17 protein-coding genes are annotated in these 18,853 nt (G+C 68.3%); 13 read left to right on the top strand and 4 right to left on the bottom strand.

What is annotated here, in order from left to right:
• Nucleotides 1-264: 264 nt before the first annotated feature.
• A complete protein-coding gene (locus ABT299_RS13415; RefSeq protein ID WP_500250935.1) occupies nt 265-621 on the bottom strand; it encodes a methyltransferase domain-containing protein in 357 nt (118 codons plus the stop codon).
• A gap of 352 nt (nt 622-973) precedes the next feature.
• Here ABT299_RS13415 and ABT299_RS13410 point away from each other — a divergent pair, with 352 nt between their 5' ends.
• Nucleotides 974-2,950, top strand: coding sequence for a TolB-like translocation protein (locus ABT299_RS13410; RefSeq protein ID WP_500250919.1), 1,977 nt, complete (start codon nt 974-976; stop codon nt 2,948-2,950).
• Nucleotides 2,951-3,058: 108 nt separating this feature from the next.
• On the opposite strand, the gene ABT299_RS13405 is transcribed toward ABT299_RS13410, so the two are convergent.
• Entirely contained in the window at nt 3,059-3,667 is a 609-nt protein-coding gene (locus ABT299_RS13405) for a TetR/AcrR family transcriptional regulator (RefSeq protein WP_500250918.1), read from the bottom strand.
• Between the two features lie 300 nt (nt 3,668-3,967).
• Here ABT299_RS13405 and ABT299_RS13400 point away from each other — a divergent pair, with 300 nt between their 5' ends.
• The 8 genes from ABT299_RS13400 to ABT299_RS13365 all read left to right on the top strand — a co-directional run bounded on the left by ABT299_RS13400 (nt 3,968) and on the right by ABT299_RS13365 (nt 11,500).
• On the top strand, nt 3,968-6,328 hold the full coding sequence (locus tag ABT299_RS13400) for a xanthine dehydrogenase family protein molybdopterin-binding subunit (RefSeq protein ID WP_500250917.1): 2,361 nt from the start codon (nt 3,968-3,970) through the stop codon (nt 6,326-6,328).
• On the top strand, nt 6,325-7,212 hold the full coding sequence (locus ABT299_RS13395) for an FAD binding domain-containing protein (protein ID WP_500250916.1): 888 nt from the start codon (nt 6,325-6,327) through the stop codon (nt 7,210-7,212). The genes ABT299_RS13400 and ABT299_RS13395 overlap by 4 nt, the downstream gene beginning before the upstream one ends.
• Nucleotides 7,205-7,690, top strand: a complete 486-nt coding sequence (locus tag ABT299_RS13390; RefSeq protein WP_500250915.1) for a (2Fe-2S)-binding protein — start codon at nt 7,205-7,207, stop codon at nt 7,688-7,690. The genes ABT299_RS13395 and ABT299_RS13390 overlap by 8 nt, the downstream gene beginning before the upstream one ends.
• A gap of 5 nt (nt 7,691-7,695) precedes the next feature.
• Nucleotides 7,696-8,412 carry an SRPBCC family protein gene (locus ABT299_RS13385; protein WP_500250914.1) on the top strand — a complete coding sequence of 239 codons (717 nt, stop codon included), beginning with the start codon at nt 7,696-7,698 and terminating at the stop codon, nt 8,410-8,412.
• A 51-nt stretch (nt 8,413-8,463) separates the two neighbouring features.
• Nucleotides 8,464-9,300, top strand: a complete 837-nt coding sequence (locus tag ABT299_RS13380; protein WP_500250913.1) for a mycofactocin-coupled SDR family oxidoreductase — start codon at nt 8,464-8,466, stop codon at nt 9,298-9,300.
• 50 nt (nt 9,301-9,350) lie between these two features.
• Entirely contained in the window at nt 9,351-10,544 is a 1,194-nt protein-coding gene (locus ABT299_RS13375; RefSeq protein WP_500250912.1) for a cytochrome P450, read from the top strand.
• A gap of 180 nt (nt 10,545-10,724) precedes the next feature.
• The gene (locus ABT299_RS13370) at nt 10,725-11,153 is read left to right on the top strand and encodes an SDR family NAD(P)-dependent oxidoreductase (RefSeq protein ID WP_500250911.1); all 429 of its coding nucleotides are present in this window, start codon (nt 10,725-10,727) and stop codon (nt 11,151-11,153) included.
• Nucleotides 11,150-11,500 (top strand): SDR family NAD(P)-dependent oxidoreductase, encoded by a 351-nt coding sequence (locus ABT299_RS13365; protein WP_500250910.1) that lies wholly within the window; start codon nt 11,150-11,152, stop codon nt 11,498-11,500. Before ABT299_RS13370 ends, ABT299_RS13365 begins: the two co-directional genes overlap by 4 nt.
• 177 nt (nt 11,501-11,677) lie before the next feature.
• Here the strand turns inward: ABT299_RS13365 and ABT299_RS13360 are convergent, their stop codons facing one another.
• A complete protein-coding gene (locus ABT299_RS13360) occupies nt 11,678-12,631 on the bottom strand; it encodes a LysR family transcriptional regulator (protein ID WP_500250909.1) in 954 nt (317 codons plus the stop codon).
• Nucleotides 12,632-12,892: 261 nt separating this feature from the next.
• Between ABT299_RS13360 and ABT299_RS13355 the strand changes: the two genes are divergently transcribed.
• The 4 genes from ABT299_RS13355 to ABT299_RS13340 are packed head-to-tail and all read left to right on the top strand — an operon-like array spanning nt 12,893 to nt 16,891.
• On the top strand, nt 12,893-13,726 hold the full coding sequence (locus tag ABT299_RS13355) for a mycofactocin-coupled SDR family oxidoreductase (protein ID WP_500250908.1): 834 nt from the start codon (nt 12,893-12,895) through the stop codon (nt 13,724-13,726).
• 14 nt (nt 13,727-13,740) lie between these two features.
• Nucleotides 13,741-14,544 (top strand): mycofactocin-coupled SDR family oxidoreductase, encoded by an 804-nt coding sequence (locus ABT299_RS13350; protein ID WP_500250907.1) that lies wholly within the window; start codon nt 13,741-13,743, stop codon nt 14,542-14,544.
• 47 nt (nt 14,545-14,591) lie between these two features.
• Nucleotides 14,592-15,419, top strand: coding sequence for a carboxymuconolactone decarboxylase family protein (locus ABT299_RS13345; protein ID WP_500250906.1), 828 nt, complete (start codon nt 14,592-14,594; stop codon nt 15,417-15,419).
• The gene (locus ABT299_RS13340) at nt 15,416-16,891 is read left to right on the top strand and encodes an aldehyde dehydrogenase family protein (RefSeq protein WP_500250905.1); all 1,476 of its coding nucleotides are present in this window, start codon (nt 15,416-15,418) and stop codon (nt 16,889-16,891) included. The genes ABT299_RS13345 and ABT299_RS13340 overlap by 4 nt, the downstream gene beginning before the upstream one ends.
• A gap of 1,256 nt (nt 16,892-18,147) precedes the next feature.
• On the opposite strand, the gene ABT299_RS13335 is transcribed toward ABT299_RS13340, so the two are convergent.
• The gene (locus tag ABT299_RS13335; RefSeq protein WP_500250904.1) at nt 18,148-18,282 is read right to left on the bottom strand and encodes a hypothetical protein; all 135 of its coding nucleotides are present in this window, start codon (nt 18,280-18,282) and stop codon (nt 18,148-18,150) included.
• Between the last annotated feature and the right edge of the window lie 571 nt (nt 18,283-18,853).

Genomic DNA, 18,853 nt, shown 5'->3' with positions numbered 1-18,853 from the left:
GGCGGCCGATTCGTCGATCTGCAGTCAATTAGCTACTGCGTGGCTACTGCGTGCCCCTCGACGCCGGGTCTGGAACCCTAGCATCGTCCGCTCATCGGTCGTCTGGTCGGGGGTTGGCCACAAAGGGGGTGTGGGATTTCTTGCGGTGAAGCGGAATTGATGTTGGTTAGGGCGGTTCACGGCAATGTTTGCGAATCCGGCGGCGCGCAGGTGCTCTTCGAGAGTGTCGGGGTCGACGGGTACGTAGGTGTCGTCGCGGTGTCCCTATCGGGTCATTTCGCTGTCAACGGAGTCGACTCCGAGCAGTGCGGCGCCGGGCCTCAGGAGGGCGTGGAGCCGGACGAACAACTCGTCCTGGGCCTGGGGCGATTCCATGTGGTGAAGCATTGAGAAGCAAGTCCCGGCATTGAACCGGCCCTCTTCGCGTCCGACGGTGCGGGCGTCTCCGTGGACGACCTCCACGTTCTGGCCGTGCAGGCGTTCGCGCAGGCCGGTTGCGAGGTCGTGGTCCACTTCGACCGCCGTTACCTTGCCGGCCACTTCGAGGAGCAGGTCGGTCGTGAGACCGGGGCCTGGGCCGATCTCCAGAACGTCATCGCCGAGGTCGGCCGCTCCCTGCAGCCGGTGGAAGCAGGTCGGTGCGCAACGTCTCGGCCCAGGCGGGGCTCGCCAGGTACGACAGGTGGGATTCCTTCATAGGAGATTGGTACCGTTGACGGAAGGCGGGTGAGCGACAGGTAAATACGCATTACCACCGACTGGGGTACTCGAATCAACACGGCCGCAGCAGTATTCGCGGACGCGTGGCATAGACGAATGCCTTGAATGCCTCTGACGGAAAAACCAGCCAACTTCAAGAGTAAAACAAAGGGATCGAGAGTATGATTCTCAAAAATCGATAGCGGCAATGTCGGTCGCGATGGCCCGCTCGGCCGCGTTGCTGTCTTCACGGTTCCAGGAAGGGGCGTGACGCATGGTGAGCACGATGACGTCCGGACAGCGAATAGGGCGGTCACCGGTATGGCTGTTAGCACTCGTCCTTCTCATCGGCGTGGGGGGTGCGCTGTGGCAGGCACCGAAATCTCAGGCCGCCGACCTGAAGGTGCACAAGGCCGGGTGGCACGGGGCCCCGCCTGCGCCGAAGCCCGAACCGATCAAGGTCAGCGAGCTGCCGCTACCTCCCGTCACGCCGAGCATCGCGGCGGGCTCGTGCACCCGTTCCATCAACCCGCACGGCACCGGTTGCCTCGGCGTCTCCACCGGGCTGCAGTCTGGAGGGTTCCTGCCCGACGGCCATCACGTCACCGCCACCGTCGCCTTCACCGGAGCGCCGTCCGCACCCGATCCGGCGAGCGTCTACGCCGGCCAGCAACTGATCATCGTCAAGACCGACGGCACCACCTTCCCCGGCGGCGACAGCTGGAAATGCCTCACCTGCGGGGTACCCGACGCGAACGCCGTCGGCCGCTCGGCGGCGCTGCACTACCCTCAGCCGTTCGCCGACGGGAGGCGTGTCCTCGCCGGCACCAATGTCATCGACTGCTCGCCTTACCGACTCGCCGACAAGGCGTGCACGTCGGCCCGCGTACACATCTACCCGATCCGCTGGAACGTCACCGCCGACGGCTCCGGGGCGGGCGGCGAAATCCGCGAACTGCGCTTGAACCCCGACAACGTCCATCTTGGGTTCAACAGCTTCACCTACTCCAATGGCAAGCTCGGCCAGTTCGGCTATCTGGGGCGACTCACCTTCGATCCCTCGCCGACCACCGGCACCCCGTTGGCGCCGCGCTACGACCTGGAGAAGGTCACACGGCTGTTCGACCCGGACCCGCAGGCGCAACCGCTGTCGGTCGCCCCCAAGCGACCCGGCGAACTGCGCATCAACCCCCAGGCCATCTCGGTCGGCGAACTGCGCGGCTTCACCAAGGACGGCAAAGAGGTCATCTACATCGGCTACCCGGCCGAGTCGTCCAACATCGATGTCTTCGCGGCGAACCTGCGAACCGGCAAGGTCCGCCGGCTCACCAGCAACCCCGAGTACACCGACCCGGTCGACAGCTCCCCGAACGACAAATGGACGGTCGTCATGGATACCCGCGGCTCCGGAAGGCAGATGTTCGTGGCCGGTATGCGCGGCATCCCGCCGGTCACCGACCTGATCACCTCCAGCGCCGTGTCCTCCACCCGCAACAACGGGCAGCGGCGGTTCTTCCAGCCTTACCTCATCGACCGGTACGGCGACCGCGGCGCCTACCAGGGGCAGCAGATCAACGCCGCCGGGAACGGCGGCCCCGGCGCGATCAATGACCCCAATTGGAACGGCATGGCCGACCCACGCTGGTCGCCCGACGGCACCAGCATCGTCTACTGGCAGGCCCTGGCCGTCCCGCCCGCCTGCGGCGGGGCGAACCCGCTGCCCTGCGAGACCTCCACCGAACCCGGCGGACGCACCGCCCGCATGATGATCGCCCGGCTGACGAGTCGCCAACCGCTCCGGCCGCGCCACACCGCCCCGATCTCCGACACCGTGCCCTGGGGGACCCCCTACACGCCGGGGAGCCCGGCGCCCAACCGGCCCTATCCGCCGCAGGGCATCTACACCCTGCGAGGCAAGGCGTCCGGCTCGGCGAAGATCACCATTACCGAGAACCCGGCGCGCACCGCCGTCAGTGCCGTCGCCGCCAGCTACTCCCGTTACTCCGACGACGGGATCCACATCATCAACGGCACCGAGAGCGTCGCAGCGACCGATTCCTCCCCCACCATCAACACGCTCGACTGGTTCTCCGACCTGGTGGAGACCGGGCTCGTGCACGCGACCAAGAAGACCAGCGCCAGCGGATTCCACCTGACGATCGACGTGCTGACCAACATCTTCCAGGCCACCGGCACGCTCACCACCACGGTCGACGGACACACCTACCGTCAGCCCGCGAACGGGACCTGACTCCTCCACATACCGCCGACAGCCGGGAAAGGGGCGAGGCGGCAATGGCAACCAACAGGTCCGCCGGCCCCTCCCGCCCACCGGGATGGGCCGGTGCCGGGCCTGCCTTCACGCGGGCGCGCCGTGGCCGGCGGGGTCCTGCCCCTCCTCGGCTGGGCGGTCGTCGATCGCCTGAATGCATCGCTCGATGAAGGTGAGGGTCTCGGCGTGCCCAGCGGTCAGGCCCAGGGCGTCCTCCAGCACGAGCGTCCTAGGAATCATCGAGATCAGGACGGCGAGCGCGGCCGGAGGCAGATCGTCGGGCTCGATCCCACGCTCCTTCAGGTAGCCGCCGAGAGCCTGCATCTGGGTCTCGCGGAATCGCTCGGCGTTGCGGGCGAACTCGCTGCGGATCACCTTGCGGTGGTTCGCCAGTGCCATGAACTCCATGGTCAGTGCCGCACCCGCCGGTATGCGGTTGTAATCCCAGAGAGTCCGCACGAGCCGACCGGACTTCAGCGCGCGGGTGTGCGCCTCGAACTCCTGATCGGCGCGCCTGCGGAGCACGGCGAGGAAGAGGTCGTCCAGCGTACGGAAGTAGTAGTGGATCAGCGCCGGCGTGACACCCGCCTCCCGCGCGACCCGCCGGACCCCGACGGCGGCATACCCCTCCCGGAGCATCAGGCGCTCGACGATGTCCAGCAGCAGCGAGCGCGTCTTGGAAGTCTCGCTTCCCATGCGACGAGATGAAGTCATGCCCCTCATTGTCCCTTGACGGCCACCCAGGCGGCTGCTAAACAGTTGTTCAGCATTTAAACACTCGTTCAGCACGACCCGCCCCTCGCTGGATCGAGGGAGCCGGAGGCCGTGACCGTCCGCCCCCGGCCGGTCGTGTTCTCGCCGAACGCCACGGACGGTCTGCTCCTTCTGTTTGCCGGTACGAGGGGAAAGGAGGCCTGCGATGCAACGGCACGTACCTGCCTGGGTTCGCCAGCGGCCAGGCGGAAAGATCGCGGTCCTCTCAGCGCAGGCGGGTCGATGAACGGGCCGGCGGCGAGCGCGCCTCGCTATGCCGGTGCGCGCACGCCCCGGGTCGAGGACCCGCGGCTGCTGACCGGCCACGGAACGTTCGTGGACGACGTGGTGCGGCCTGGCATGGTGCACGCGCACTTCGTCCGCAGCCCGCTGGCCCGTGCCCGGATCCTCTCGGTCGACGCCTCCGAGGCGCTGGCGCTGCGGGGCGTCCATGCCGTCTTCAGGGCGGACGACCTCAACCCTGATGTTCACGCCCCCTGGTATTCACTGATGGGCCCTGACGTGCCGGACACGCCGCGGCCGCCGCTGGCTGAGGGCGAGGTGCGGTTCGTCGGTGATCCGGTGGCGCTGGTGGTCGCGGACGACGGCTACATCGCCGAGGACGCAGCCGAACTCGTCGTCGTGGACTACGAGCCGCTGCCGCCTGTCCTCGACTACGCCACGGCCGGCGAAGCGACCGAGCGCGTACACCCCGGTTACCCGGGCAACCTGGCCGGGGAGCTCGCCGGGCGCCCGGCGGACGACCTCGCGGACGTCTTCGAGCGGGCGGCCCATGTGGCGAGGGAGACCTTCTACCAGCAGAGCTACGCGGCCGTGCCCATGGAGACGCGCGGCCTGGTCGCGGAATGGTCGCCGTCCAGCGGCGAGATGACGATCTGGGCGTCGACGCAGACGCCGCACGAGACGCGGCTGTTCTGCAGCCGGCTGCTGGGCCTCGATGAGCACCGCATTCGGGTCGTGATGCGCGACACGGGCGGCGGTTTCGGGCAGAAGGCCGTGCCGCAGCGCGAGGACATGTGCGTGATGCTCGCGGCGCGCAAGGTGCCCGGCCCGCTGAAGTGGATCGAGGACCGGCAGGAGAACCTGATCGCGGCGGGGCAGGGACGCCACGAGCACGGCGACGCCCGGATCGCCTTCGACTCCGGCGGCCGGATCCTGGCCGCCGCGATCGACCACGTGCAGGACGCGGGCGCCTACCCGACGCCATGGCCGGTGCAGACCGCCGCCGCCGTCGGGCTGCTCTTCCCCGGCCCCTACCGGGTCCCCGAGGCCGCGTTCTCCTGCAAGTCAGTGTTCTCCAACACGACCGGACGCACCGCCTACCGCGGGCCCTGGCAGTTCGAGTCGGTGGCGCGCGAGATGCTCCTCGACATCGCGGCGCGGGAGATGGGGATGGGGATGAATCCGGTCGAGTTGCGCCGCCGCAACCTGCTGCGCCGCGACGAGCTGCCGCTGACCAACCCCAACGGCATGCCCTACACCGAGGTCACGCCGCTGGAGACCTTCGAGCACGCGCTGGACGTCCTGGACTACAAGGCCTTTCGCAAGGAGCAGGCGCGGGCTCGCGCCGAGGGCCGCTACCTGGGCGTCGGCACATGCACCTACATCGAGCCGACCACGAGCGGCGTCGGCGTCCATGCCACCGACGGTGCGACGATCCGGATCGAGCCGTCCGGCAAGGTGAACGTGTACGTCACCGGAGGGTCGAGCGGCAACAGCATCGAGACCACCGTCGTCCAGCTCGCCGAGGACGCCCTCGGCGTGGACATCGCCGACGTCAACACCGTCCAGGGCGACACCGCCCTCACGCCGTTCGGCGGCGGCACCGGCGGCAGCCGGTCCGGCTCGATGACCGCCGGAGCCATCGCCGAGACCGCGTCCGTCCTGCGGGAGCGCATCACGGCGATCGCCGCGCACCGCCTGGAAGCGGCCACCGGGGACATCGAACTGGCCGGCGGACGGGCCTACGTCCGCGGCACGCCCGGCGCCGGGCTCTCCTACGCCGAGATCGCCTCTATCGCCTACTTCCAGACCGAGGGCCTGCCGCCCGGCGTGCCACCGGGACTGGAGGCCAGCGGCCGGTACCGGGCGCGGAGCCTGGCGATCTGGGCCAACGCGACGCACGTCTGCACATGCGAGGTCGACGTCGTCACGGGCGAGGTGAAGCTGCTGCGCTACATCGTCGCCGAGGACTGCGGGCCGATGATCAACTCGAACGTGGTGGAGGGGCAGATCGCGGGCGGCACGGTGCAGGGGATCGGCGGCGCCCTGTACGAGCACTTCGTCTACGACGGGGACGGTAACCCCCTGACCACCACCTTCATGGACTACCTGCTGCCCACTACCACTGAGGTGCCCGCCATCGAGTACTGCCACGTCGAGACGTCAGGCCCAGGTCACGGCGGCTACAAGGGGGTCGGTGAGGGCGGCGCGATCGGTTCGCCGCCCGCAGTGGCCAACGCGGTCGCCGACGCGCTCGCCCCCCTCGGAGTGAAGATCACCCGGCTGCCGCTGTCTCCGGCATCGATCGTCGAGCTCGTGTGCGCATCCGGCGCCTCCACGCCGGGGACGGCCGCCCGATGAAGCCGGCACCGTTCGCCTATCATGCGCCTTCGAGCATCCAGGAAGCGGCTTCCCTTCTCACCGAGCTGGGAGAGGACGCCAAGGCCATCGCTGGCGGGCAGAGCCTGGTCCCCATGCTCGCCCTGCGATTGGCGGCGGTGGAACATCTCGTCGACCTGCGCCGCGTAGCGGATCTGCGCGGCATTGAGCGCCGCAACGGATCGCTGCGCATCGGCGCGGGCACGACGCAGGCCGCGATCCAGCGTTCCCGTGAAGTCGCCGGCCGCGTCCCGCTCCTGGCCCGCGCGACCCCCCTGATCGGCCACTTCCAGATCCGCAACCGCAGCACCATCGGCGGCTCGCTCGCCCACGCCGACGCCGCCGCCGAGTACCCCGCGGTGGCGCTGACCCTGAGCGCTGAGATCGAGGCGTACCCCACTCGGGGGCAGCGGACGATTCCGGCCGGTGAGTTCTTCACCGGCCTGTGGAGCACGACACTGGAAGAGGACGAACTGCTGACCGGAATCGTCTTTCCCGTCCGCCTCCCCCGCAGCGGTTTCGCCATCGAGGAGTTCGCGCGCAGAAGCGGCGACTTCGCGTTGGCCGGAGCCGCCGTCGCGGTCGAACTCGACGAGGACGCCCGCATCCACAGCTGCGACATCAGCCTGTTCGGGCTCGGCCCCGCCGCTCAGAAGGCTCCGGCCGTGGAGGCCGCGGCGACCGGAGATCACGCCGCTGGGATCGATGCCGACGAGGTCGGAAGGTCCGCCATGGCCGGTCTCCCCTCGATCCCGTCGGACCTGCACGGATCCGCCGCCTATCGCGCGCGTGTAGGCGCGGCCATGGTCGCGCGAGCCTGGCGAAAGGCCGTCCAAGAAGCAGTTGAGGAGGCCCGCAGTGACTGAGGTCGACATCGAGATGCACGTCAACGGCATTGTCCGGCGCGCGACAGTGCAGCCGCGGCTCACCCTCGCCGACTTCCTCCGAGGGCACTGCCAGTTGACCGGTACTCACCTGGGATGTGAGCACGGTGTCTGCGGCGCCTGCACGATCCTGGTCGACGGCGAGGCCGTCCGCGCCTGCCTGGTGTTCGCCGTGCAGGCGGACGGCTCGCAGATCACGACCGTCGAGGGGATGTCGTCACCGGGCGGCGGGCTCTCGCCGGTCCAGGCCGCCTTCCGCGACCACCACGGCCTGCAGTGCGGCTTCTGCACCCCGGGGTTCATCGTCTCCGCCACCGCCTTCCTGAAGGACAACCCCGACCCAACCGACGAGGAGATCCGCGACGCACTGTCCGGGAACCTGTGCCGGTGCACCGGCTACCAGGGCATCCTCAAGGCCGTCAGCGCGGCGGCCGGGGCCCCGGCGGCCGGGAAGGACTGACCCGAATGCAACTGGAGAACGGCCTCACCATCCCCGTGCCGGTCGCAGAGGCGTGGCGGGTTCTGCTCGACATCGAACGGGTCGCGCCCTGCGTCCCCGGAGCGACCCTCACCGCCCGCGACGGCGACCGCTACAGCGGCAAGATCAAGGTCAAGCTGGGACCGATCGGCCTGACCTACAACGGCACCGTCACGTTCGTCTCCCAGGACGAGAACGCCAGGGTCGCCGTCCTGGAGGCCGTCGGACGGGAACTGCGCGGTGGAGGGACCGCGAAGGCGACCGTGACATGCCGGCTGGTGGATGCCGGTGACAGCACCGACGTCCTGGTTCAGACGGACCTCGCCATCACCGGCAAACCCGCGCAGTTCGGCCGCGGAGCCCTCGCCGAGGTGGCCGGTGCGCTCATCGGACAGTTCGCTGCGAACCTCGCCCAAGAGATCGCGGCCACCTCCGCATCCGACGGGGATGCCGGGCCGGGAGCGGACCGGTCTCCGGCACGAGCGGTCTCGCCCGGCAAGCCTGGGCAGGTGCCGGCCACCGTGTCGGCGCCCCGGGCGCCCGCGCCACCATCACGACCCTCCGAACCCCTCGACCTGCTTGGCGCGGCAAGAGGTGCGGCCGTCAGGCGGGCCACCCCGCTGGCGGCTGTGACGGCGTTGCTCCTGTTCCTTTTCCTCCTGCGCGGCGTCCTGCGACGGCGTGCGATCCGACCCGCCCCCTAAGCCCTGACGAGTCGACAGAAAAGGCAAGACAGAGACGACAAGGAGGACACCATGTCCGGAAGAGTCGAAGGCAAGGTCGCGTTCATCACCGGCGCTGGCCGCGGCCAGGGCCGCAGCCATGCCGTGCGGCTGGCGGAGGAGGGCGCCGACATCATCGCCGTCGACATCTGCAAGCAGATCGACACCGTGCCCATCCCCATGTCCACCCCCGAGGACCTGGAGGAGACGGTCGCTCAGGTCGAGAAGGCGGGCCGGCGCATCCACGCCGTCCAGGCCGACGTACGCGACTACGACGCGCTGAAGGCCGCGGTCGACGAAGGCGTGAGCCGGTTCGGCCGGCTGGACATCATCTTGGCCAACGCCGGACTCGCCGCCGATGGCGACGCGATCGAGAAGATGGACGAGAAGCTGTGGCGGGACTCCATCGACGTTAACCTCACCGGCGTCTGGCACACCGTCAAGGCCGCGGTCCCGCACGTCATCGACGGCGGTCGCGGCGGCGCGATCGTGCTGACCAGCTCCGTCGGCGGGCTGAAGTCCCACCCGAACATCGCCAACTACATCGCCTCCAAGCACGGCGTGGTGGGGCTGATGCGCAGCATGGCGGTGGAATTCGCTCAGCACAACATCCGGGTCAACTCCGTCCACCCGACGCAAGTAAATAGCCCGATGCTGATGAACGACCTGACCTACCGGATGTTCCGCCCCGATCTGGACAACCCCACCCAGGAAGACATGGCGCCGATCTCGCAGCTCATGCACGCGCTCCCGGTTCCGTGGGTGGAGCCGGTGGACATCAGCAACGCGGTCCTTTTCCTGGTCTCCGACGAGGGCCGCTACGTCACCGGTGTCCCCCTGCCGATCGACGCCGGCGCGATGCTCAAGTGAACACCCAAGACCAGCAGCTGCGATCAGCAGGAGTCCGGGAGATACAGAAGATGGAAGCCAGCCGCGAGATCTATTGGGACCCTTACGACGCGGGCATCGCCCAGAACCCGTACCCGATCTACCGTCGACTCCGGGAGGAGATGCCGCTCTACTACAACGAGAAGTACGACTTCTACGCGCTCAGCCGGGCCGCCGACGTGGCGCGCGCCCTGCCGGACTGGCGGACGTTCTCCTCGTCCCGCGGGGACATCCTGGAGATCGTCCAGTCAGGCCTGGAGATCCCGTCGGGCACCGTCATCTTCGAGGACCCGCCCACCCACGACATCCACCGCCGCCTGCTGTCCCGGCTGTTCACCCCCCGACGGATCGCCATGCTGGAGCCGAAGGTGCGCAACTTCTGCACCCGCACCCTGGACCCCCTGGCCGGCGCGGACGGCTTCGACCTGGTCGCCGCCGTCGGCGCCGAACTGCCGATGCGCGTCATCGGCATGCTGCTCGGCATCCCCGAGGCCGACCAGCCCGCCATCCGCGACATGGTCGACGACTCCCTGCGCACCGAGGACGGCGGGCAGATGGACCTCGACGGGGGCGCCATCCTCAACACCGAGGCGTTCGGCGAGTACATCGACTGGCGCAGCAAGCACCCCTCCGACGACCTCATGACCGAACTGTTGACCGCCAGGTTCGAGGACGAAAACGGCGAGACGCGCACCCTCACCCGCGACGAGGTGCTCACCTACGTCTCGGTCGTCGCGGGCGCCGGCAACGAGACGACCGGGCGCCTCATCGGCTGGACCGGGGCCGTCCTGGCGCGCCACCCCGACGCCCGCCGCGAGCTGGCGGCCGACCCGTCGCTGATCCCGGGCGCCATCGAGGAGATCCTGCGGTACGAGCCGACCGGCCACTCCATCGCCCGGTACGTCACCACGGACGTGGAGCTGCACGGCCGCACCGTCCCGGCGGGCAGCGCCATCGTGTTCATCGTCGCCTCCGCCAACCGCGACCAAGACCGCTACCCCGACCCCGACCGCTTCGACATCCACCGCAGCATGGGCCACCTGCTCACCTTCGGCCTGGGCGGCCATTACTGCCTGGGCGCCGCGCTGGCCCGCCTGGAGGGCAGGATCGCGCTGGAGGAAATCCTCAAACGCTTCCCGACCTGGGATGTGGACTGGGACGGCGCAAAGCTCGCCCAGACCTCGACGGTCCGGGGCTGGGAGGCCCTCCCGCTCATCCTCGCCTGACCACAAGAGCGCTGGCACTGAAAGCGGCCGAACCCGCCGGCCGCATATTCCCCCACACCGGATCCGCGTAATGACCGGAGCAGCCCCAGCTCCCCCGCCCCCAGGGAGCCGGGCGCTTCCCGCCCGGCGCACAGCGTCATTTCCCTGGCCTGGCGCTGGAATTAGCAGAGGTGATGAGAGATGCAGCTCGCAGGCCGTTCCGCCCTCGTCGCCGGAGGCGCAGGAGGACTCGGCAGCGCGACCGTCCGCCGACTCGCGGCGCAGGGCGCCGGCGTCGTCGTGCTCGACCCCGACCGTGACCGAGCCGGCGCGCTGGTCGCCGACCTGGGCGATCGGGTGAGGGCCGTCAACGGCGACAGCAACGACGACAAGGCCGTGGCCACAGCTATTTCGCAAGCACAAGAACTCGGGGCGTTCTCCATCGCCGTCAGCGCCACCGGAGTCGTCATCCCGAGCCCGCGACTGGTGAACAGCGACGGGGCGGTGATGGAGAAGGAGACGCTGCGTGCGAACCTGGAGTTGCACGTGCTCGGCCCCTTCAACCTCGCTCGGCTCGCGGCGGCCATTGCGCGGCGAACATTCCCGACGATGATGGGCAGCGCGGCGTGATCGTGCAGACCGCCTCCATCAGTGCCTTCGACGGCCAGGCCACGATGGTGCCCTATGCCGCGGCGAAAGGCGCGATCGTCGCCATGGTCCTGCCCATGGCGCGTGACCTGGCACCGATCGGGGTCCGTATCTGCGCCATCGCACCTGGCGCCATCGCCACACCGCGCCTGTCGTCACCTGGTGTGCGGCAGGCCCTTCTAGGCGACATCGTGTTCCCCCGGCGGCTGGGAAATCCCGATGAGTACGCCCTACTCGCCGAAGCGATAATCCAGAACCCCTACCTCAACGCCGAAGTGATCCGCCTCGACGGCGCCACGCGCCTGTCCCCAGAGCTCGGAAGACCGTAGTGATGACCGACGGCCCGCCGTTCGCTGTCCGCAGGTGAGGCCGAGTCCCCTCTGTGGTCGGGCTCGGCCTCACCTGCGGGCTGATCACAACCAGGCGCCGGGTGGCCGACCCCCACTCATGTCGACGGCATCCGCAAACTGACGGCGCAGGTCGCGCCTGCTCTGTCGGCGTCGAGATCACGGGCGCCTTGGGTCCCAGGGGCGGGGCGCCAGGAACGCGGCGGGCCAGGCACCCGAGGCGACCAGCTGCCCGGTCTCCCTGCGGATGATGTCCCCGACGTGGAACGCGAGATCGCGAGGCAGTTCCAGTTGCGCTGTGGCGGCGACGCCGACCCGATGGGTCAGGGTGGGGTCGCAGAGCGGGGCGTAGCGCAGGCGTCCGGCGGCGATCTCTTTGTTGCACGCCGACAGCGGCAGAACCCCATGAGCGAGACCGGAATCGATGAGGTCGAGAGAGACCTGAAGGGAATCGGCGGCGAACCTGGACTGCAATGCCAATCGCAGGCGCAGCGCGGCGTTCTCCACAATTCCTCCGATTCCGAAGGAGGAGTCGGGAAGGACCAGGGGGAGCGCCGTCAACTCGGCGAACGTTATCGGCCGGTCGGCCCGCAGGCCTGTCGCGGAGCCGCCGACTACCACCAGTTCCTCGACCAGGAGATCACGACAGAACACCCGGTCGTCGGAGGTCTGGTTCACCACCGCAAGGTCGATTGCGCCTTTGAGCATGCCTTCTGCGAGGCGGTCGGTGGAAGCGACCGTCACTTGAAAGCCCATCCTCGGAAATGCGTCCGCCAGGGCCGCCAGCAACGGGGCGGCCAGGACGCGTGCGACCGTCGGGAGCATGCCGATGCGCAGACCCCGCTCCACTCGCGCCAAAGGCGATCCGATGTGCTGGAGTGCGATTTCCAGTTGCTTCAACGGCCCGGATACCGATGCGCGCAATCTCTCGCCCTCATCGGTGAGGCGCACCCCCCGCGACGTCCGCTGGAAGAGCGTGACCCCGAGGTCCTCCTCCAGGAGCCGGATCTGCCGGCTCAACGCGGGCTGGGCGACTCCCAGCACGTTCGCGGCGCGGGTCATCGAACCCTCTTCCGCGATGCGCAGGAAATACTTAAGTCTATGGGTCTCCATCGCTGAGAGCGAGCTTACCACGCCATAACGGATCGGTATGACTGGGTGCCGCAATCAATATTGGCATGCACAGATCCCTGCGTCTTAGCCTCTGCAGACAGGGACGGCCGGAGGAAGCAATGCCCAACCGGTCTGGCCGACGAGCCGGGTGGCGCCAAAGCACCGCAGCCGTTCCGCAGCCGGTACGGATGTGCGTACCCGCGCGATGAACGCTCCACTGGAGCGGCGCATGACAACGCGTCGAGGTCAGGAGGTTGGTCCATGGGAAGGCTCGACGGCAAGGTCGCTTTCATTACCGGTGTGGCGCGTGGCCAGGGCCGCAGCCACGCGGTTCGGTTGGCGAGCGAGGGTGCCGACATCATCGGGGTCGACATCTGCGCGGACATCCCCGCCAACGGCTACGCGATGGCCACCCGGGAGGAACTCGCCGAAACCGAGGGGCTGGTCGCCGCGCAGGGGCGGCGGATGTTCGGGGTTGTCGCCGACGTGCGCGACTTCCTCACGCTGCAGACGGCGTTGGACGCCGCTGTCGCAGAACTGGGCAGGCTCGACATCGTCTGCGCCAACGCCGGCATCGCCCCGATGTCGTTCGCCCAGATCCCTATTGAGGAGGAGCTGGCGCAGTGGGACGCCGTCGTCGGAGTGAACCTCACTGGCGCGTTCCACGCGATGCGTGCCGCGCTCCCGCACCTGATCGAGGGCGGGCGCGGCGGTTCGATGATCATCACCAGCTCCACCGCCGGGCTGGTAGGTCTCGGCGGACCGCAAGGCGGCGGACTGGGCTACGCGGCGTCCAAGCACGGACTGGTGGGGATGATGCGGTGCCTCGCCAACTCCCTGGCCAAGTACGAGATCCGGGTCAATACCGTGCATCCGACCGCGGTCCGCACGATGATGGCGGTCAACCCCGGCATGACCGCCTGGCTGGAGAACAATCCCGACGCCACCGGCCCGCACCTGCAGAACCCGATGCCGGTCGAGATGCTCGAGCCCGCAGACATCAGCAACACGATCGCTTTCCTCTGCTCGGACGAGGCTAAGTACATCACCGGTGTCGCGATGCCGGTCGACGCGGGCTTCTGCAACAAGTTGTGATGGGGGCCGACAACATGCCTGGACGAGTCTCCGGTAAGAAGATCCTGGTCACCGGCGCGGCGCGCGGCATGGGGCGCAGCCACGCGCTCCGGCTGGCCGAAGAGGGCGCCGACCTGATCCTGATCGACCTGTGCGAGTCCCCGCCCGGCCTGGAGTACCCGCTCGCGACCAGGGCCGACCTGGAGGAGACCGCCCACCTGGTGGAGGGGCTCGGCCGGCGTGCCACGGCAAAGGTCTGCGACGTCCGCGACGCCGACGCGCTGGGGAAGGCCGTCGGTGACGGCGTCGCCGAACTCGGCGGTCTGGACGCCTCGGTCGCCAACGCCGGAGTCATTACCGCCGGAACCTGGGACACCACCACGACCGAGCAGTGGCGCCTGGTACTGGAAACCAATCTCGTCGGCTCGTGGAACACCTGCGCCGCGGCCATTCCGCACCTGCTGGAGCACGGCGGGAGCCTGATCAACATCAGCTCGGCGGCCGGTATCAAGGGCAGCCCGCTCACCACTCCCTACACCGCCTCCAAGCACGGGGTCGTCGGAATGAGCCTCGCGCTGGCCAACGAACTCGCCGCCCACAGCATCCGCGTCAACACCGTCCACCCCACCGGGGTGGCGACCGGCATGAGCCCCACTTCCCTGCACGGGCTGCTGGCCGACCGGCGCCCCGACCTCGGCCCCATCTACAGCAACGCACTCCCAGTGCAGGTCGTGGAGGCCCGTGACATCAGCAACGCCGTCCTGTTCCTCACCTCAGATGAATCCCGACACATCACCGGCCTGGAATTCAAGGTCGACGCCGGCGTGACGATCCGATGACCGCCCATCGCAACGGTTCGCAGGAATGGGGAAAGGGTGAGGAGTTCATGACCTCCAACGACGGCGGCCAGTTCGACTCGCATCCGGGCGAACCCGGCCGCCGGACCCGGGGGGCGCGCTGGTACACCGAGGTGATGACGGTGGATCCGGAGCCGGCCACGAGCCCCCTCTCCGGGCCCGGACTGCTCGACTTCGTCTTCGCCGAAGTCTGGTCGCGGCCGGGACTCGGCCGGCGGGACCGCCGCTTCGTCACGCTCGCCTGCGTGGCGGCCGCCGATGCGATCACTCCGCTGGAAGAGCATGTCTACGCGGCGCTCAACAGCGGGGATGTGACCATCACCGAGATGCGCGAGACGGTCTTGCATTTCGCGGTGTACGCGGGCTGGCCGAAAGCCTCGCGGTTCAACGGCGTCGTCGACGCCCAATGGCAGCGGATCCACCAGGAGCGCGGAACGCCCGCTCCGCCGCCGGAACCGCTGCTGCCGTTGACCACCGCCAGCGACCCCGAGGAGCGGCTGCGAGGCGGCGAAGCGTGCTTCCGGGATATCAACTGCCTGCCCTACGCCCCGGCGCGCGACAACCCTTACGGCGGTGCGGGCATCCTGAACTTCGTGTTCGGCGAGATGTGGCCGCGTCCCGGACTCGGCACGAAGGAACGCCGACTCGTCACATTGGCCTGCGTCGCATTCCAGGACGCGCCGCACCCGATCCTGTCACACGTCTACGCGGCGCTGAAGAGCGGCGATGTCTCCTTCGTGGAGATGGACGAGGTCGTCCTGCACTTCGCCGCCTACTACGGTTGGCCGAAGGCCTCCCATCTCAACGAGGCCGTCACCAGCCAGAAGGCGCGCGTCCGGCAGGAGAAGGCCGAATGACGCCCCCCGTCAATGCCGCATCCCACGGCGCCGTACCCGATGGTGCACTGCTCATCGGAGGCGACCGGATGACGGGCTCTTCTGGCGGCACCCACCAGCACATCTATGCAGCCACCGGTCGGCCGAACGGCATCGTCGAGCTGGCGGGCGCCACCGAAATGGACCAAGCCGTCACCGCAGCCCGCCACGCCCAGCGCGAGTGGGCCGCGCTTCCGGTCGACCGGCGCCGAGACCTGTTGATCGCGCTGGCCGACGCAGTGAGCGAGGATCTGCCAGAACTCGCGCGGCTAAGTGTGCACGACTACGCCGTGCCCATATCCCGCGCCGGCATGTCCGTCCTGACCGAGCGGTTCTTGCGCTACTACGCTGGTTACGCCGACAAAGCCCACGGTGTCAGCACCCCGATCAGCGGCTCCTTCGACGTCGACCTCGTCGAACGCGAACCCTACGGCGTGGTTGCCGTGCTGGTTCCCTGGAACGGGCCGCTGGTCGCGATCGGCCTCAACGCCGTGCCGGCCTTGGCAGCGGGGAACGCCGTTGTGATCAAACCACCTGAGCTCGCGCCGTTCGCAGCGCTGCGGTTCGGTGAACTCTGCCTGCGAGCAGGGCTGCCTCCCGGCCTGGTCAACGTGGTTTCATCCGGCCCCGAAGGCGGTGACGCGCTGGTCCGGCACCCCGGTATAGGAAAAGTCCACTTCACCGGCGGCGGCTCCACGGCCCGCAAGGTCCTCGCCGCGGCAGCAGAGAATCTGACCCCGGTCGCCACCGAACTCGGCGGCAAGAACGCCTACATCGTCTTCGCCGACGCCGATCTGGACGCCGCCGCGTATCTGGCGGCAGCCCAGGGGCCGATCGGCCAGTCCGGTCAGAGCTGCGCCTGTGCCAGCAGGATCCTAGTTCACGCGAAGGTCTACGACGCCTTCCTCGGCACGTTCGTGGCGGCCGTGCAGACGGCCGAGATCGGTGACCCGCTCGACCCCGCCGTGGTGTTCGGACCGGTCATCACCCAGAACGCCGCCGACCGCATCCTCGGCGTCATCGACCAGGCCGTCCAGAACAAGGCGGGCGAACTCCTCACCGGCGGACGACGCATCGGTGGCGACCTCGCCGACGGCTTCTACATCGAGCCCACCGTCTTCGCCGACGTCGACAACCGCTCGCCACTGGCCGCAGTCGAGACCTTCGGCCCGGTCGTCTCAGTCCAACGGTTCACCGACGACACCGAGGCCGTAGCTCTCGCCAACGACACCGTCTACGGTCTCAACGCCTTCGTCCAGACCCGTGACCTCGTCCGCGCCCACAAGGTCGCCCGTGCGCTCCAAACCGGTTCGGTCTGGATCAACCGCCACAGCGACATCAGCCCCCAAGGCCCCTACGGCGGCTACAAGCAAAGCGGCTCCGGCCGCGCCGGCGGTCTTGAAGGCCTGCAGGAATTTCAGCAGGTCAAGAACATCCGCATCGGCATCAGCTGAACACGACCAGAGGCGCGGGAGACAGTTTCGGGCTCTCAGAGCGGAAGATGATCTTGCTTAGCGTGGAATCCGGTGGAACAGGGTCCTTGCGTTGCCGCTGATCAAAGGGTTTCGTCAGTACCCCGCTGCGCGGGCCCAGAGCGTTGGGGCCTGCACACTGTCGGCAGCGGTCTGCGAAGCTGACGGCGGCGTTGCGCAAGGCGACCAAGGACGGGCTGCACCTGCTGGTGCTGGACGGGACGCTCATCGCCTGCGACAGGACCAAACGACCGTCTCCCCAACGCCTCCTCCCGGGACTCGTGATCAGAAAACGACAGCGGATCGAGCGATCTCGCGGTGTGATCACCAGCGCCGGCTACTCGGGGCGGCGACCTACAAGTAGGCGCCAGACTTGAGGCCGCAACACCCGCCGCTGCGTCGACGCGTTACCCCGCCCCCGCTCCCCTGAAAGTGAGCAGAACGGGGGTGTTCGTCGCGGCCAGGCCCAAGAACCGACGCCGCCCGACCCACCAACGGGTCATGGCTTACTCAAAGCCGATAACCGCGTTCGATAATGACTTGACGGGGTCCAGAGCGGCGCGCCAGCAGCGAGGCTGACCAGCGCGCCAGCGGCGCGCCGCTGGGACCGAACGCCACCGATAACGCCGCAGCGGTGTGGCCGGTGACGGCGCCGCGTTCTGGATGTCGAGCTACCGGGAGCCGGCCCGTCAGCATCCGCAGGGTGTCGGATGTCGAGGTCCGCACTCCGCCAAGGCAGTCTCGACGTCTTGGCAGCCGACCTGTGCAGCAGACGAACTCCATCGACACGGTTGCGACGATCCAGCCTCCGTCGCTCAGCAGGCTCACAGAATGATCTTGTTCGCATGATGCCCCTCTCGAGTTCAGGGGAAGCCGCGGGGAGCCAATCGGGGAGCCAGCGTGGTCGGACTCCCCCGGACCCGCCGCGACTCCCCCAGGGCGCTTCTGCAGGTGAGAAGCTCCCCGATCGACTTCCATCGACCTTGATCCACTGATCTTCTGTGCCTGGGGGTCAAGGGGTCGTGGGTTCAAATCCCGCCGTCCCGACAGAGTTTATGCAGGTCAGAGGGCTAAACTGGAGTCGCTCCGTGGCTCCCCGAACGGCGCTCGGGAGCCACAAGGGGAGCCAGCAGCCGCGGACTCGCGGCCAGGAAACGCGTTTCTTCCCGGTAGATAGATCACGTTAGCCGGAAACGCCGTGCCGAGCACATGACGCTTGGTCAAAAGGTCCTCCCCGGTCACGTCCAGCGGAACTTGCGCATGAGGGCGATGTCGCGGGTGGCGTGGTGGACGCCGTCGCGTTCGCGGCGGCAGTTGCGGAGGATGTTCCACCACTTCATATGCGCGCAGGCGTGCTCGATACGGGCGCGCACCCATTTGTGTACGGAGTTGCTCTCGTGCTGCCATGGAGATAGCTCGTTGCCGTCGCCGGGCCGCCAACAGGGTGTCGACACCGTGCCGCCCAGTGACCCGGGCCAGTGCGAGCAGCGGCGCCAGGTCATCGACGACGCGGGGCGCGATGGGCCTGAACACACCCCGAACAGCAGCGCGAACTGCCGCAGCGTCGGACTGGTACGGCACTACACCGCGATCAGCAGCACCGCTCCGTCTTGATCAACCGCTCCACGTCAAGAAGACCTTCAAGACGGGGACCGCCAATCGCGAAGTGGATGGGCGGAGCATCGGTCTTCTAAACCGACGGTCGCGGGTTCGAATCCTGCCGAGCGCACCACCACTGACCAGGGTAAACGTGTGCTTACAGGCCAAGATCCACGCCCAGAATGTCCCCCTGTTAGCTCCATGTTCGCTCGGATGTCGCGACCGTGTCGCCGGCACCCATCGATCACCCGGCCGCGTGAGAGCCGAACGAGCCTTGGCGACGAGCGTCCATCTCGCACACGGCGGCGACGACGAACAACGCGACAGAGCGGACGACGAGCACGA

It is taken from the genome of Spirillospora sp. NPDC000708 (genome assembly GCF_040299565.1).
In the GTDB taxonomy this organism is placed as follows: Bacteria; Actinomycetota; Actinomycetes; order Streptosporangiales; family Streptosporangiaceae; genus Spirillospora.
Note: the sequence above shows the minus strand (reverse complement) of the source record. Positions and strands in the feature narration are given on the sequence as shown.

Bases quoted from the DNA above. Each gene is read 5' to 3' on its own strand.
- ABT299_RS13340 (WP_500250905.1), top strand. From the start codon at position 15,416: ATGACGCCCCCCGTCAATGCCGCATCCCACGGCGCCGTACCCGATGGT.
- ABT299_RS13395 (WP_500250916.1), top strand. From the start codon at position 6,325: ATGAAGCCGGCACCGTTCGCCTATCATGCGCCTTCGAGCATCCAGGAA.
- ABT299_RS13385 (WP_500250914.1), top strand. From the start codon at position 7,696: ATGCAACTGGAGAACGGCCTCACCATCCCCGTGCCGGTCGCAGAGGCG.
- ABT299_RS13350 (WP_500250907.1), top strand. From the start codon at position 13,741: ATGCCTGGACGAGTCTCCGGTAAGAAGATCCTGGTCACCGGCGCGGCG.
- ABT299_RS13405 (WP_500250918.1), bottom strand. From the start codon at position 3,667: ATGGGAAGCGAGACTTCCAAGACGCGCTCGCTGCTGCTGGACATCGTC.
- ABT299_RS13400 (WP_500250917.1), top strand. From the start codon at position 3,968: ATGAACGGGCCGGCGGCGAGCGCGCCTCGCTATGCCGGTGCGCGCACG.
- ABT299_RS13345 (WP_500250906.1), top strand. From the start codon at position 14,592: ATGACCTCCAACGACGGCGGCCAGTTCGACTCGCATCCGGGCGAACCC.
- ABT299_RS13360 (WP_500250909.1), bottom strand. From the start codon at position 12,631: ATGGAGACCCATAGACTTAAGTATTTCCTGCGCATCGCGGAAGAGGGT.
- ABT299_RS13380 (WP_500250913.1), top strand. From the start codon at position 8,464: ATGTCCGGAAGAGTCGAAGGCAAGGTCGCGTTCATCACCGGCGCTGGC.
- ABT299_RS13410 (WP_500250919.1), top strand. From the start codon at position 974: ATGGTGAGCACGATGACGTCCGGACAGCGAATAGGGCGGTCACCGGTA.
- ABT299_RS13370 (WP_500250911.1), top strand. From the start codon at position 10,725: ATGCAGCTCGCAGGCCGTTCCGCCCTCGTCGCCGGAGGCGCAGGAGGA.
- ABT299_RS13355 (WP_500250908.1), top strand. From the start codon at position 12,893: ATGGGAAGGCTCGACGGCAAGGTCGCTTTCATTACCGGTGTGGCGCGT.
- ABT299_RS13375 (WP_500250912.1), top strand. From the start codon at position 9,351: ATGGAAGCCAGCCGCGAGATCTATTGGGACCCTTACGACGCGGGCATC.